Source organism: Lysobacter sp. P5_B9 (assembly GCF_054049835.1).
In genome coordinates this window covers 565,833-579,515 of the sequence record NZ_JBFULP010000001.1, presented here as the reverse complement: position 1 = coordinate 579,515, position 13,683 = coordinate 565,833, and the positions used below count along the sequence as shown (strand labels likewise).

General features: G+C 62.4%; 9 protein-coding genes and 1 tRNA gene. 3 read left to right on the top strand and 7 right to left on the bottom strand.

Annotation, left to right across the window (positions count from 1 at the left end; all coding sequences use genetic code 11):
• Positions 1-139: 139 nt before the first annotated feature.
• Positions 140-2,170 (bottom strand): excinuclease ABC subunit UvrB, encoded by a 2,031-nt coding sequence (gene uvrB, locus ACXJJ9_RS02680; protein WP_457095715.1) that lies wholly within the window; start codon positions 2,168-2,170, stop codon positions 140-142.
• Positions 2,171-2,332: 162 nt separating this feature from the next.
• Between uvrB and ACXJJ9_RS02675 the strand changes: the two genes are divergently transcribed.
• Together ACXJJ9_RS02675 and ACXJJ9_RS02670 are read left to right on the top strand one after the other, a co-directional pair.
• Positions 2,333-2,863, top strand: coding sequence for a GspH/FimT family protein (locus ACXJJ9_RS02675; protein WP_457095714.1), 531 nt, complete (start codon positions 2,333-2,335; stop codon positions 2,861-2,863).
• 54 nt (positions 2,864-2,917) lie between these two features.
• A tRNA-Asn gene (locus tag ACXJJ9_RS02670) sits at positions 2,918-2,994 on the top strand.
• Positions 2,995-3,099: 105 nt separating this feature from the next.
• Here the strand turns inward: ACXJJ9_RS02670 and ACXJJ9_RS02665 are convergent.
• From ACXJJ9_RS02665 to ACXJJ9_RS02650, 4 genes are read right to left on the bottom strand one after another with little or no spacing between them, the layout of a single operon-like run.
• Positions 3,100-5,457 carry a type IV pilus modification PilV family protein gene (locus ACXJJ9_RS02665; protein ID WP_457095713.1) on the bottom strand — a complete coding sequence of 786 codons (2,358 nt, stop codon included), beginning with the start codon at positions 5,455-5,457 and terminating at the stop codon, positions 3,100-3,102.
• A 13-nt stretch (positions 5,458-5,470) separates the two neighbouring features.
• The gene (locus ACXJJ9_RS02660; protein WP_457095712.1) at positions 5,471-7,141 is read right to left on the bottom strand and encodes a hypothetical protein; all 1,671 of its coding nucleotides are present in this window, start codon (positions 7,139-7,141) and stop codon (positions 5,471-5,473) included.
• Between the two features lie 18 nt (positions 7,142-7,159).
• A complete protein-coding gene (locus ACXJJ9_RS02655; protein WP_457095711.1) occupies positions 7,160-7,768 on the bottom strand; it encodes a PulJ/GspJ family protein in 609 nt (202 codons plus the stop codon).
• The gene (locus tag ACXJJ9_RS02650) at positions 7,762-8,337 is read right to left on the bottom strand and encodes a GspH/FimT family pseudopilin (RefSeq protein ID WP_457095710.1); all 576 of its coding nucleotides are present in this window, start codon (positions 8,335-8,337) and stop codon (positions 7,762-7,764) included. The genes ACXJJ9_RS02655 and ACXJJ9_RS02650 overlap by 7 nt, the downstream gene beginning before the upstream one ends.
• 160 nt (positions 8,338-8,497) lie before the next feature.
• On the opposite strand from ACXJJ9_RS02650, the gene ACXJJ9_RS02645 reads away from it, so the two are divergent.
• Positions 8,498-8,875, top strand: coding sequence for a type IV pilin protein (locus ACXJJ9_RS02645; RefSeq protein WP_457095709.1), 378 nt, complete (start codon positions 8,498-8,500; stop codon positions 8,873-8,875).
• Position 8,876: 1 nt separating this feature from the next.
• Here the strand turns inward: ACXJJ9_RS02645 and ppnN are convergent, their stop codons facing one another.
• Both ppnN and ACXJJ9_RS02635 read right to left on the bottom strand, forming a co-directional pair.
• Positions 8,877-10,268 (bottom strand): nucleotide 5'-monophosphate nucleosidase PpnN, encoded by a 1,392-nt coding sequence (gene ppnN / locus ACXJJ9_RS02640; protein ID WP_457095708.1) that lies wholly within the window; start codon positions 10,266-10,268, stop codon positions 8,877-8,879.
• A 101-nt stretch (positions 10,269-10,369) separates the two neighbouring features.
• On the bottom strand, positions 10,370-13,633 hold the full coding sequence (locus ACXJJ9_RS02635; RefSeq protein ID WP_457095707.1) for a TonB-dependent receptor: 3,264 nt from the start codon (positions 13,631-13,633) through the stop codon (positions 10,370-10,372).
• Positions 13,634-13,683 lie beyond the last annotated feature (50 nt).

The following is a 13,683-nucleotide window of genomic DNA, read 5'->3' as shown; positions in this document are numbered from 1 at the left end:
TTTGCAGCTGAAACCCCGCTGCGAGGGGCGCGCAGTGTATCCCGGCGATGGCCTTCGCGGCAAGGGTTTCCGTTGCCACCCGCCTGCAGCTGCGATGGTTTCCACGGTCGCGCGCCGCGACCCGCAGCCCACCGGGAAATCACGCGGCAAAACCGGCTTCGCGCAGGCGCCGCAGCTGGTCGCGAATGCCCGCGGCTTCCTCGAACTCGAGGTCGCGGGCGTGCTTGTACATCTGCTGTTCCAGCGTCTTGATCCGCGCTGCGAACTGGGCCGGGCTGAGCGCGGCGTATTCAGCGGCCTCCTCGGCCACCCTGCGCGCCCTGCCCCGGGCTTTGAGCGAGTCCGGATCGACGCGCGCGCCTTCCATCACATCCATCACCGCGCGCACGATGCTTTGTGGCGTGATCCCATGCGCGGCGTTGTACTCCACCTGCTTCTGGCGGCGTCGATCGGTCTCCTCGATCGCCTTCAGCATCGAATTGGTGACGCGATCCGCATACAGGATCGCCTTGCCACGCAGGTTGCGCGCAGCGCGGCCGATGGTCTGGATGAGCGAGCCGGCCGAACGCAGGAAGCCCTCCTTGTCCGCGTCCAGGATCGCCACCAGCGAAACCTCGGGCATGTCGAGGCCCTCACGCAGGAGGTTGATGCCAACCAGCACATCGAACTTGCCCAGGCGCAGGTCGCGGATGATCTCCACCCGCTCCACGGTATCGATGTCGGAGTGCAGGTAGCGCACGCGCACGCCGTGCTCGCCGAGGTATTCGGTCAGGTTCTCGGCCATGCGCTTGGTGAGTGTGGTGATCAGCACGCGGTCGCCCATCGCCACGCGCTCAGTGATCTCGCCGAGCACATCGTCGACCTGGGTAGCGACCGGCCGGATCTCGACCTGTGGATCGATCAGGCCGGTCGGGCGGACCACCAGTTCGGTGATCTGGCCTTCGGAGTGCTTCAATTCGTAAGGTCCGGGCGTTGCGGACACGAAAATCGCGCGCGGCGAACGCCCCTCCCACTCCTCGAACTTCAGCGGCCTGTTGTCGAGCGCCGAGGGCATGCGGAAGCCGAATTCGACCAGCGTTTCCTTGCGCGAACGGTCACCCTTGTACATCGCCCCGAGCTGCGGGACGGTGACGTGCGATTCATCGACGACCAGCAACGCATCCGGTGGCAGGTAGTCGAACAGGCACGGCGGCGGCTCGCCCGGCATGTGCCCGGTGAGATGGCGGCTGTAGTTCTCGATGCCGTTGCAGTAGCCGACCTCGGCCAACATTTCCAGGTCGAACTGGGTGCGCTGCGCAAGACGCTGCGCTTCCACCAGCTTGTTCTGTGCGTAGAGCTGCTCGAGACGTTCGCGCAACTCGTCCTTGATGGCCGTGATCGCATCCAGCACGGTCCGGCGCGAGGTCACGTAGTGCGAACCCGGATAGATCGTGTAGCGCGGCAACTTGCGCAGGGTCTCGCCGGTCAGCGGATCGAACATGGTGAGGTTTTCGATCTCCCCGTCGAACAACTCGATGCGCAAGGCTTCCGAGTCGCTTTCCGCCGGGTGCACGTCGATCACTTCGCCGCGCACGCGGTAGGTCGCGCGCCGCAGTTCGGTGTCGTTGCGGGTGTACTGCATTTCGGTTAAGCGGCGGATGAGCTCGCGCTGCTCGATGCGCTCGCCGCGCACCATGTGCAGCACCATCTTGAAGTATTCGTTGGGGTCGCCCAGGCCGTAGATCGCGGACACCGTGCAGACGATCAGGGCGTCCTTGCGTTCCAGCAGCGCCTTGGTGGCGGACAGGCGCATCTGTTCGATGTGCTCGTTCACCGAACTGTCCTTCTCGATGTAGGTATCGGAGGACGGGACGTAGGCTTCCGGCTGGTAATAGTCGTAGTAGCTGACGAAGTACTCGACCGCGTTGTGCGGGAAAAACGACTTGAATTCGCCGTACAACTGCGCGGCGAGCGTCTTGTTCGGAGCCATCACGATCGTCGGCTTCTGTATCTGCTGCACGACGTTGGCGATGGTGAAGGTCTTGCCCGAGCCGGTGACGCCCAGCAGTGTCTGGTGGGCCAGTCCATTCTCGAACCCAGCCACCAGTTTGGTGATCGCCTGCGGCTGGTCGCCGGCGGGCTGGTAGGGCGTAACGAGCTGGAAGCCTGCGGGATGGATCAGTTCGTTCATGGGCCTGCGGGGAGTAGGCAATCGCTGAGTGTAGCCAGTCCCCGTTATGAGGGCGGACGCGGACTTTTCCTACCCCGCAACCGGGCCCGCGCCGACAGCGCGGCATGAACGGCTCAGTCAGCATTGCCGGCATCTGTGACGGGAGTCCGGTAGATGCCGAGCGTGAAAGGATTCACCCTGATCGAGGCCCTGGTCGCCATGGCCGTTATCGCGATCGTGGTGGCGGTGGCGGTTCCCGCGTGGTCGCATGCGAAGGCGGCGGCCGATTCCGGCGCCGTGCGCGCGGGACTCGCGGCCAGCCTGCTGGATGCCGTTCGCCATTCCGCAATCTCCGGAAGCGAAGTCGTGATCTGCCCCACCCTGGCGGCAGGCCAATGCAGTAAATCGACCAATTGGGACCACGGCTGGCTGGTCTTTGCCGACATCAATGGCAACCGGATTCCCGACCCGAATGAAACGCGCCTCGCCGAGGGCCGGCCACTGCCGGACGCGGTGCACCTTCGCTCGACGACAGGTCGTACCCGCCTGGTTTTTCAACCGAACGGAGGCAACGCCGGCTCCAACGTCACGTTCACGTTGTGCGACTCGCGCGGCCCCAAATTCGCGACAACGCTGGTCCTGTCGAATTCCGGCAATCTCCGGACGGGCCAACCCAGCGCCAGTGCGGCCTGGGACTGCGCATATGGTGGGTAAAATGGCGGTTCCGGGCTTGACCCTCGCCCACCCCACACCTAACATACGCGTCCCGCCCGAATAGCTCAGCCGGTTAGAGCACTTGACTGTTAATCAGGGGGTCGTTGGTTCGAGTCCAACTTCGGGCGCCAGATTCAAAAGAAAAGGCCTGCAGAGATGCAGGCCTTTTTCTATTGCGCTTTGGGACTGCCAAAAGAAAGGCCTGCATTGCTGCAGGCCTTCCATTTGAGCTGACTTTATGGGCAGGCGGCAGCCACGACAGTGAACGTGTCGCCTTGGCCAGTGGATTTATATGTACAGGTAAACGAATAGGTATCCGCCTCCGTGCCGAAGAGGATGGTCGCGCTGGCGCCTCCACTAACCGATGCGAAATTGACCGGGGTCTGTTCCGCCTGGAGACCTGGCGAGGTCACCGTTCCGACTGTGTACGCGGCATCCGGAAGTACCCGATAGTTCTTGCAAATATTGATGGGGTCCGAACTGGTCAAGGTATAGAGCTGCGTGCCCGGATTGTTGCTCTTGTTTTCAGTGCATGTGATCGTGCGTTGCCCGCTGGGAATAGCCGTGCCGTCACTAGCCTGATATCCGTTATAGCCGGAGACGGTAATCGTGGTTGGTGTGCCCGCACCGAAACCAGCCGAGTTGCGGCACTTGTACGGGTTGGTCGAACTCGTCGAATTGGCACTGCAGGGAGTCAGCCCCGAACCCGTGGACCAGCGGATACCCGGGTCGTCAAGCAGGGTACCGTTGTTCATGGTGGCGAACGCCGGCGACAGGCTGACCAGGAAATCATCCCCCGTGGTGGGCGTACCGTTGGTCACTACATAAGTCTGCTTGCCCGGTGTCCACGTGGCAGCCGGCGGGGGCGGAGTCGGCAACACGGTTGCATCCTGCGGATCGATCGGCAGTACGCCTGCAAGACCCGTATTGGAAAGCTTGATGGTGGCATCCGCCGTTACCGTGGTCGAACCGAGAGGTGCCGAACTCAAGGCAGTGACCCGTCCCTGGATGATCGCCGGGTCATTGAAGTTCACGCCACCGTCCAGCACACCGATGACCTGGTCGTTGCTCGGCAAGTACTTGCTGAGCTCCGTGAGGTTGATGGTGGTGAACGGAATAAAGGGCAGGACGCAATCGGCCTTGTCCGTCGTGGAAGCGGGACAGCTGGCCACCTTCGCGTTGATCTTCGCCAGCGCCTCGGGCTCGATATGGTCCACCAGCAAGCCGTGCGTGTGCTGGTAGCGCTTGTCGCCAATGACAATGGCGATGGAGGCCGGCTTCTTGATCGGAGCCTGCGCGTAACGCTGGTCCGCTGAGACGCCCGTGTCCGGGCCAACGAAGCGGTTGCGCAGATAGTCGACGACGAAGGTCCTGTAGGCGTCGGAGTAGACAGGATCAGGCCCTTGATCCGTGATCGCCGGACCCGTGCCGATATAGTCGAAATGCTCTACCCGCGCATCCGTAGCCACGCGCCAGAAACCGTCGACGCGGATTACACGGCAAGCCTCGTTGTACTCGCCGCCACTGGTGGGCTGGACGGCCGCGCTCAGATTGTTGTTGCGATAGTGATCATGCGGATCCGTGCGGAAGGGATCGAATTTGATCGTGTCTCCGCTCGCATCGTGGTGATCGCGACAGCAGTCAGTGCACAGGTCGCTCTGCGGGCTGTCCCGATCGGTCGAGCCACTACCAACGGGGCCGGAGATCGGACGCAGGGCGGAGTTGGTGCGGCTGACCATCTGCGGGACCTTATACCGCGTCCCATCCCAATAGGTCGGTCGGAAATTCTGGGAGAAGATGCCCGTCAGCTGGCTCTGGTTGCCATATTTGCAACGGCATCCGACCACCGTGGTTTCGACACGCTGCTGCACCTGTGCCGCACCACCGGCGATCTGGTAGGTCAGCACGTTGAACTTGGTTTCGATCAGGGTGTTGTTGCGACCAACCACGATAGGCTTGGGGTTGGTGGCTGCCGTCTGGCTTCCATCGCCAATGGCGATCGGAATCATGCCCGTCTCGGCCGGATCGTCTTCACGAACCACCGGACGCACGTTGCTTGCACTTGTCGGGTCGGGCGGAGGAACCAGGCTGCTTCGCAACGCCAGCGCGCTGATGTCGGATGACATGGACACGTTGTGCACGACATCAGACGCATCCCTCCATGTCGCAGTGAGCTCCACGCGTTTGAACTGGGGTTGGGTAGCCGGGTCGGTCGGGGCCCCGGGTGCAAAACCGACAGCGCCTATCGCACCCGACCAGACCTGCACGCCCTGGGCCACCGTAAGCTGGTTCAGTGCGGCTTCCTTGCCGGCCGCACAGAGCCACGGGCGTGTCGAGGCAGCGCAGTTCTCAGCCGCCGTGGTAGTGGCGGCATCCGCCGCGACGGCGTCATAACCCATGCTCCGCAACTGGTCCATGCGCGCTGAAAGCATTGCCGTCACGCGCCCGCGGACCTTTGCCTCCGCCGAGTTCCTAGTGAGACTGCCTTGCAGGGCAGCCAGCGCCATGAGACCCGTCGCCAGCACGACCACTGCGATCATGACCTCGATCAGCGAGAAGCCACGAACTTTTTTTGTCAGGTAAGAGCGGGACATTGGCTCCGTCTCCTTAGTAAGAACGCAGGTCTGTCCACGCGCCCGGCAGCGTGGCGTAGCGGTTTCCTGCCGGGTCGGTCGCAAGACGGTTGAGGATGTCGCCGTTGTAGACGACCGCCGCATTGCCGTTGGCCTTGTCCACGGAACCTTGCACTACCACTGCCCCGTACACAGTCGCACCAGCATTCATGTCCAGAACGGCAGTGCCACCGGTACTGGCATCCAGGGGGCCAGCCGTACTAGTGCGCAGGAACACCATGCCGAACACCCTGCCTTGGATACGGGCAGAACCATCGATCACGAGGAGGACGGGGTGATCAGGAGATCCGACGACGGCCCCCGAGCCAATGTCGCAACCGGGTTGGCACCAGATCATTCCGGCGGCGTTCTGATCAAGATAGCCAGCAGTGACAATCTTGTCGGATCCAGCAGTAACCCTCACCGCCTGCGCGTTGTTTGTGTCGACGACGATGTGCGCTGCATTCGCGTAGAGATACGCCTCGTCGGGGTAGACGGATTCCTGGAGTGAAGGATTCCAATCCGGGGTATATGAAATCCTGGGTCTGCGCGTCTCGCAGAAATAGTCGCTGTTGTTGTCCTGCCACGTCTTGACGCCAAACACGTAATCGAACAGGTCGCAGGGGAACTCGTTCATGTTCAGCCGAACGTCACGATTCGCCTGCTGCGCATTACCGCCAGCCGTATTGCCGTCGATGTCCAGAATATCGATACCCTCGTCGATCTGGTTGCCGGACTTGTCGAAAGACAGTGACTTATCGCCGGAACACTCGCAGGTGTCGCAAACCGTCGTACGCACGTTGGTGCCGACCCACTGGGCATCACCGTGCTTGTCCCCGTATCGGAAAAACTCGTCTGCATAGCAGGTGTTTGGTGTGCCGTGCTTGACCACGTCACGACGCGTCCAGATCGACACCGGGACCCCAGGGCCGCCGCTGTTCGGGTTCGTGACGACTTGCAGGGTACCGGTAAGGTCCACGGAGCCCGATGCGAGAATCGGAGGAACTTCAGGACCATTCTGCAGAATGGAGTAGAGACCGACAGTCTGGGTCAGAGTCGCCTTGGCCGATTCGCCCGGAATAGCGCCCACGGCAACAAACGTTGCGATTCGCAGTTTGTTGGCATTCGTCGGATCCGTTGCGCACCGCACGGGAGTATTGGCGGGCTCCGTGGGAAGCGGGCGCGCAACCCGGCACAGCACGGGCGCGACCCCGTAGGAAACATTGAACCCGCCAACGGTGGCCAGCTTGTTGGGCATGGTGAGCATGTGGACATCGAGATTATCGTCGATGCCCTGGATGTCGTTGCCACCGATGAACCGGTACATCGTCGCGCGCCTCGGCGTCGTTCCATCCGGTTCGAACTGCGGCACCGCGCCACAGGGGAATGTCGTATCCGTGTCCACGCACTGTTCCCAGCGCGCCGGATCGTCCAGCCAGTCGCTATGCTGGCGCATCAGGAATTCGAACCCTTCCGACAGCCCCGCCTCTGCAACCTCATTGACCATCTTGGCGCGCGCGTCGTTGGCGGTACTTCTCGTCTCGAATATGCCGACATTCAAGGCAAAGACGGTTGCGATACTGGCCAACAGCAGTATGACGATGGCAACTAGCAGGACAGTGCCACGCTGGTTGCCGGGCGCGCGAACTTGATTAGCAGAGCTCATATCAGGACTCCTACGCCGTCAGCTTCCAACGGAACGAATGAACACGGTTTGGGAAAGGGTTCTGTTGATGGAGGTCAACTGCGAATCCCCTTGCAGCAACGACCCCGTCAGCGTGATGGTTACCTGGCGTCCGCTGATGGTGAAACGCAGGTTGCTGATTCCAACCTGTGCGGAATTCAGCCGCTCCCCTGCAAGCCCGCATGACGCGGCGGCCGCGGTACCTGCTTGCCCCAGTGACACCTTGCCGTTGTCGAGGCGGATCACATGGAAGCCGCCACCGGGGGCATTGGCATATCCATAGCTGATGCATTGGCCAGTGGTGCCATCAGGAGGGTTTTTTACGCCATCCAGATAGATATCGGCATAGATGTTTCCCTGCTTGGCAGCAGCCAACGGGTCTTGCACGCCCCTGGCGCGCTTGAGGTCAGACGCGATCACGGCCGCGGTAGCGCGCAACTCCTGGTTCAATCGCGTTGACTGGACCGTCTGGTTATTGGAGCGAATGATCGACAGGACCAGAGTGAGCACGGCGGCCATTACAATCAGGCCAAGCGCTATCGCCACCATCAACTCGATAAGCGTGAAACCGCGCATGCGGGCGCGGCGACCCTCAGGCCGAATCAACATGAGGAAACTCCTGCAATCGCCGGCTTGCCGGAAGGAACGCATACGGCGGATTGACCCAAAGCGTTTACGTTGAGCCGCAGGTCGTACTTCGCAGTTGGCGAGGTGAATGTCGCGCTTGCGGTCCCCAGCGGAGAAATGACCCCCAGCTTGCTGCTGAAGACAAAAGCTGTGGCGACGCTATTCACAGTGACACCACTATGACTGCCCTGCGCAACGGCCAGCGTCTGCCCACCAACCTGGCACGTGGCCACCGTTCTGCAATCGCATGGCTCCGCTCCGGCGGCAGGTCTTCCACCCGTCGGCTCCACGGCGGCGTTTGCCCCGACGCACCAGTCTGCCGTGGCGCCTCCGAACGCAATGCTTACGTCGCGGTCGTTCTTCACGGCCTCGGCCCGCGCATTCGAAATCAGGCTAACGGCATCATCGACGGCGCCCCGCAAGCGGTATCTGTCGATGAAGTCCGCAAACGATGGGCCCGCAAGGACGGCCAAAATCGCCAGCACTGCGAGGGTTACCATCAATTCAATCAACGTGACGCCGGACGCCTTGTTGTGTTTGTTCCCAGCCACGGGCGCCCCCTAGATTGACCAAGCTGGACTTTAGGAAGCCAGCGTCAGCCCCTGCAAGCTGCGACGGACGAGCGGCCGGTTTGGAGGGACAAGCGCCATCCAGCAGAGGCTCACCACGGAAGCCGAGTGCTACTATTTTGCCGAACGTAAGGGGGCACGCATGCGTAACGCGAAGGGTTTCACACTTATTGAACTCATGATCGTGGTCGCAGCCGTCGCGATCCTGGCCGCAATTGCACTGCCGTCGTATCAGGAGTACGTCCGCAAGGGGCGGCGTGCAGAAGCTATGCAAGCGGTAGGGGAAGTGCGCTTGGCCCTGGAGCGCTGGCGTGCCGAAAACCCGTCGTACGCAGGCTGCACAACCTGCCCGTCCGCCACTACCGCCACGACGTCCTACACGATCGGTCTGTCGGGGGAGGACGCAATCAGCTACACCCTCACCGCCACACCAGCAGGCGCACAGATCGGAGATCGTTGCGGCAACTTGGTCGTCACCCGGGCGACCAAGCCGGCGTGGTCCACGGCATCTTGCAACTGAGCTACGCCACCACGCGGTAGCAAGGCCGATATTCACCGGCAATCTTCATCCGGCGCTGCTCGACGAACGCGCGCAGCAGCGCATCCAACGACTGCATGATCTCGGTATCGCCGTGGATCTCGAAGGGTCCACGCTCCTCGATGCGGCGCATGCCGTCCTCCTTGACGTTGCCGGCAACGATTCCGGAGAAAGCGCGGCGCAGGTCGGCGGCCAGCTCATGGGGTTTGCGCCCGTGGTGCAGGTCGAGGGCGGCCATCGCCTCGTGCGTCGGAACGAAGGGGCGCTGGAACTCCTCCGGAATGGCGATCGACCAGTTGAAGAAGAACGAATCCTTCTGGGCGATGCGGTGTTCCCGGACCTTGCGGACGCCCGCAGCCATGCGCTTGGCAACTTCGGCACTGTCGCCGGTGATGATCTGGTAGCGGCGCGTGGCTTCCTCGCCCAGGGTCAGGCGGATGAAGCGATCGATCTGCTCGAAGTAAGGCGCTGAGGCCGTCGGTCCGGTGAAGATCAGCGGCAATGGCAGGCTGGCGTTTTCTTCGCGTAGCAGGATGCCGAGCAGGTACAGGATTTCCTCCGCCGTCCCCACTCCGCCCGGGAAAACGATGATGCCGTGCCCCAGGCGCACGAATGCCTCGAGGCGCTTCTCGATGTCCGGCATGATCACCAGGTGGTTGACGATCGGGTTTGGCGACTCGGCGGCGATGATGCCGGGCTCGGTGATGCCGATGTAACGGGTGTTGCGCTTGCGCTGCTTGGCGTGCGCGATGGTTGCGCCCTTCATCGGGCCCTTCATTGCACCGGGGCCGCAGCCCGTGCAGATGTCTAGCCCGCGCAGGCCCAGCTCGTATCCCACCTGCTTGGTGTAGACGTATTCCTCGCGCGAAATGGAATGGCCGCCCCAGCAGACCACGAGATTCGGATCCGCCGGACGCAGCAGACGCGCGTTGCGCAGCAGGCCAAAAACGGAGTCGGTGATCCCGTCGCTGCTGTGCAGGTCGCGACCGCCCTCCTCCCCCAGTTCAATGGAGATGTAGGCCAGGTCGCGGACGGCCGCGAACAGCAGTTCGGCGACGCCGTGGATGATCTCGCCATCGACAAAGGCCATGGCGGGCGCATGGCGCAGGTCGATGCGGACGCCCCGGTCCTGCTGTTGCACCTCGATGTCGAAATCGGGGTAGAGCTCGCGCGCGGCGCGCGGATCGTCGGAGGCGCTGCCGCTGGTCAGCACGGCCAACGCGCACCGGCGCAGCAGGTCGTGCATGCCACCGGCGGAGGCATCCCTGAGGCGGGCGACTTCGGAGCGCGAGAGCACGTCCAGCCCCCCGCGCGGATAGATGTGGGTGTTCACCGTCGGCAGGCTGGTGTCGATGGCTTCGAGGGTGGTCTTCATTTCTGGCTTCTTCGTGTCGTATTGCGGGGACTCTAGCGCAGCGGCGCCCACAAAAAAACGGCCGGGTTTCCCCGGCCGTTTCGTATTGCCTGCATCGACGATCAGAACTTGTAGCGGAAGCTCACCTGGGCGCTCCAGCGCGAGATGCCCTTGTCGTCGTAGATGGTCAGGTTGTCGGCACCATTCCAGCGGTACACGTACTTGCCTGCATTCCCCACGCAGGTGCCGGTCAGCGGAGCACCGCCGGCGCCGCAGATGCCGCCGTATTCCACGATGCCGCGCATGGACGGGAACGCGACTTCCTCGATCTGGCCCCAGTCCTTGTTGAGGAGGTTGCCGAAGTTGAGGATGTCGAACGACAGCTCCGCCTTGTGCCCCTTCATGAAGCCAGGGAATTCCTGGGAGAGGTGCAGGTCGAACTGGTTGACCCAGGGACCTTGCGCGGCATTGCGCTCGGCGACCTGGCCCTGGTGCTGCATCAGGTAGTCGTTGTGGCTGACGAAGTTCCAGAACGCAGCTTCTTCGGCAGCCGAACCGAACACGACGTCGCCCGGGGCAGACGGAATGTACAGCAGGTCATTGAGGCGGCCGTCACCGTTGGCGTCGTTGTCGAAGTTGTAGCTGTACGGACGGCCCGAGCGGCCTTCGTAGACCATCGACACGATGGTGTCGTTGTCACCGAAGAACGCGTGCTTCCAGCTCGCCGTGCCCAGGAAGCGGTTCTTGATCTCGTAGCTCGAGGTCGAGTTGACTTCCTCATTGGCCTGGAAGATCGAAGTGTTGCCCAGCTGCGAGCTCGAGGTCGAGCTGGTCAGCGGGCTGACTTCGTTGGCGTTGGTGTAGGTGTACGACGCATTCCACGACCAGTCGCTGTTGTTGAACGGCTTGCTGAGCGAGAAGCTCAGCTGCTGGCTCTCGCCCTTGCCGGTCTGCTTGGCAATGATCGCGTCGTTGTAGGCGCGATTGCGGTTGAAACGCGCATCACCGCCGGTGACCACGCCGTTGACGTTCCAGCTGTTCGGGCGCAGGCCGTTGTTGGCGCCGGTGTTGTTCCAATAGATCAGGCGACCATCCTGGCCCACGGCGGTCGGCGCGCCGAGGTTCAGCTGCTGGTAGAAGATACCGTCCTTGACCGAGGTCAGGACCAGCTCGGTCGAAGCGACCACGCCCCACAACGGCAGTTCGGTATCGAACGCGAAGTTGGCCTTCCACACCGAGGGCTGGGCCAGGTCGTCATCGAGGAAGTCGACCGACTGCGTGGCGCCCGTACCCGGCGTGAACTGGTTGATCTGGTTGTCCGGATCCGGCGAGAAGTTCGCGATGCCATTGGTGAAGACGTAGTCCGTGTAGGACAGGCCGTTGTTGGCATACGGATTGGCCAGCCACACCGTTGCCGCCGAGCCCTTGAACAGGCCCAGACCGCCGCGCACCTGGGTCGGACGCTCGGCGTCGAAGGTGTAGTTGAAGCCGAGGCGCGGCGACCACAGCTCGGTGCCGTCGATGGTGTTGTCGTTGCGCACGCCGAACACGCTCGAAGCCGCGGCGTTGAAGGTCGGCTTGTCGTCGACGATCGAACGGTCGTAGCGCAGGCCGTAGGTCAGCGTCAGGTTGTAGTTGACCGCCCAGCTGTCCTGCACGAACAGGCCGAGGTTCTCCTGGGTGAAGACCGCCGCCATGTTGTCGAGGTCGCCACCGCGCGGATAGAACAGCTGGTAGCGGCTGGAGCGGCCGCTTTCGAACGACTGCGCGCAACCGGCACCCGTGGTCGGGTTGGTGACCGTGTTGATGCAGTTGAAGGTATAGACGCCGTTCACGCGACGGCCGAACAGGTTGTAGACGTCGTTGGACTCGTAGTCGGCGCCGAACTTGACGGTGTGGTCGCCAAGGAACAGATTGCCGGCGAAGAAGCCATTCCAGGTCTGGGTTTCCAGGACGTTGGCGTGGGTGTTCTCTTCGGTGCCGAGGTTCAGGGTGTTGCTGCCGATGCGAATCGCGATCGCCGGCAGGTCGGCCAGCGGGTTGCGCACGGCAGAGTAGTCGCGGTACGAGATCTTGGCTTCGGTCGAGAATACGTCGTTCCAGTCACTGAAGAGCTGGGCCGTGTAGGTTTCCAGGCTGAAGTCGCGGACGTAATGATAGGTATTCAGCGCAAGCTGCGAGGCGTTGAAACCCTGCAGGAACGGAGTGTTCTGCTCGGTCTTGCCATAGCGGAAGCTGGCGCGGTGGGCGTCGTTGATGTTCCAGTCGATCTTCAGGCCGTACTCTTCGCTTTCCGTGTCCAGCGCCGGCTTGTCCATCGTGCCCGGGTCGAAGCCCTTCAGCTGCGCCAGCCTGATGACCTCGTCGATCTGGGCCTGCGTGATGCCGACGATGTTGCTCTCGCCCGAACCCACGGGACCAAAGCCCGAGTTGCCGGTGAACAGGCCCTTGCCCTTGTAGTTCTCGTAGTTGGCGAAGAAGAACAGCTTGTCCTTGACGAGCGGGCCACCGAAGGTCATGCCGTAGGTGGTTTCGTCCTGGAAGAGCTGCGGACGGATGTCGTTCTGGTTCTTGCCCGACCAGTCGTTGTCACGGTAGATACCGTAGACCGAACCGTGGAAGTCGTTCGTGCCCGACTTGGTCACGGCGTTGATGACGCCGCCGGTACCACCGGAGATGGTGACGTCGTAGTTCGCCACGTCGACCGCGATTTCATCGATGGTGTCCATCGAGAACGGCTGGCGCGGGGTCGGCAGGCTGTTGGACTCCAGGCCGAAGGAGTCGGCACCGCTGATGCCGTCGACGCGGATCACGTTGAAGCGCGGGTTCTGACCGCCCACCGAGATCTCGTTGCGCGCCTTGTCGGTCTGCGCAACGCGCGGATCCAGGCGGACGAAGTCCTGCAGGTTGCGGTTGATGCTCGGCATCGTGGTCAACTGCTCGCGCGTGATGTTCGAACCTGCGCCCATCTTGGTCGCACTGAACAACTCCGAGCCCACGACCGCGACTGCCTTGACCGCTTCCAGCGTGGTGACTTCGGCATTCAACGCCGCATCGACCTGGTTGACCTTGTCGAGGTTGAGGTACACACCGTCCTGGCTGGTGGAACCTTCGCCAGACTTGTTGATCGTGATGGTGTACGGACCGCCCACGCGCAGGCCGCGCGCGTTGTAGCGGCCGTCCGCATCGGTGATGGCGTGGCTGACGGTGCCGGACTCGGTGTGCGTGATGGTGACTTCGGCGCCGGCTACGGGCCTGCCATCGGCGCCGGTGACGCGGCCACCCACACCAGCGGAGGTGCTCTGTGCGAATGCAGGAGCAGTTGCAAGAACGGCAAGCAGGCCGAGCGTGAGCTTCGACATGCGGACGCGATTCGAATGAGTCATTGTTTGGGATGCCTCGGAAATTCGGATGTGAAGAAAAGGTGACGTGCAGC

Excerpts from the sequence above, each read along its gene's own strand:
- ppnN (WP_457095708.1), bottom strand. The coding sequence starts at position 10,268 with ATGAAGACCACCCTCGAAGCCATCGACACCAGCCTGCCGACGGTGAAC.
- ACXJJ9_RS02665 (WP_457095713.1), bottom strand. The coding sequence starts at position 5,457 with ATGTCCCGCTCTTACCTGACAAAAAAAGTTCGTGGCTTCTCGCTGATC.
- ACXJJ9_RS02635 (WP_457095707.1), bottom strand. The coding sequence starts at position 13,633 with ATGACTCATTCGAATCGCGTCCGCATGTCGAAGCTCACGCTCGGCCTG.
- ACXJJ9_RS02655 (WP_457095711.1), bottom strand. The coding sequence starts at position 7,768 with ATGTTGATTCGGCCTGAGGGTCGCCGCGCCCGCATGCGCGGTTTCACG.
- ACXJJ9_RS02660 (WP_457095712.1), bottom strand. The coding sequence starts at position 7,141 with ATGAGCTCTGCTAATCAAGTTCGCGCGCCCGGCAACCAGCGTGGCACT.
- uvrB (WP_457095715.1), bottom strand. The coding sequence starts at position 2,170 with ATGAACGAACTGATCCATCCCGCAGGCTTCCAGCTCGTTACGCCCTAC.
- ACXJJ9_RS02645 (WP_457095709.1), top strand. The coding sequence starts at position 8,498 with ATGCGTAACGCGAAGGGTTTCACACTTATTGAACTCATGATCGTGGTC.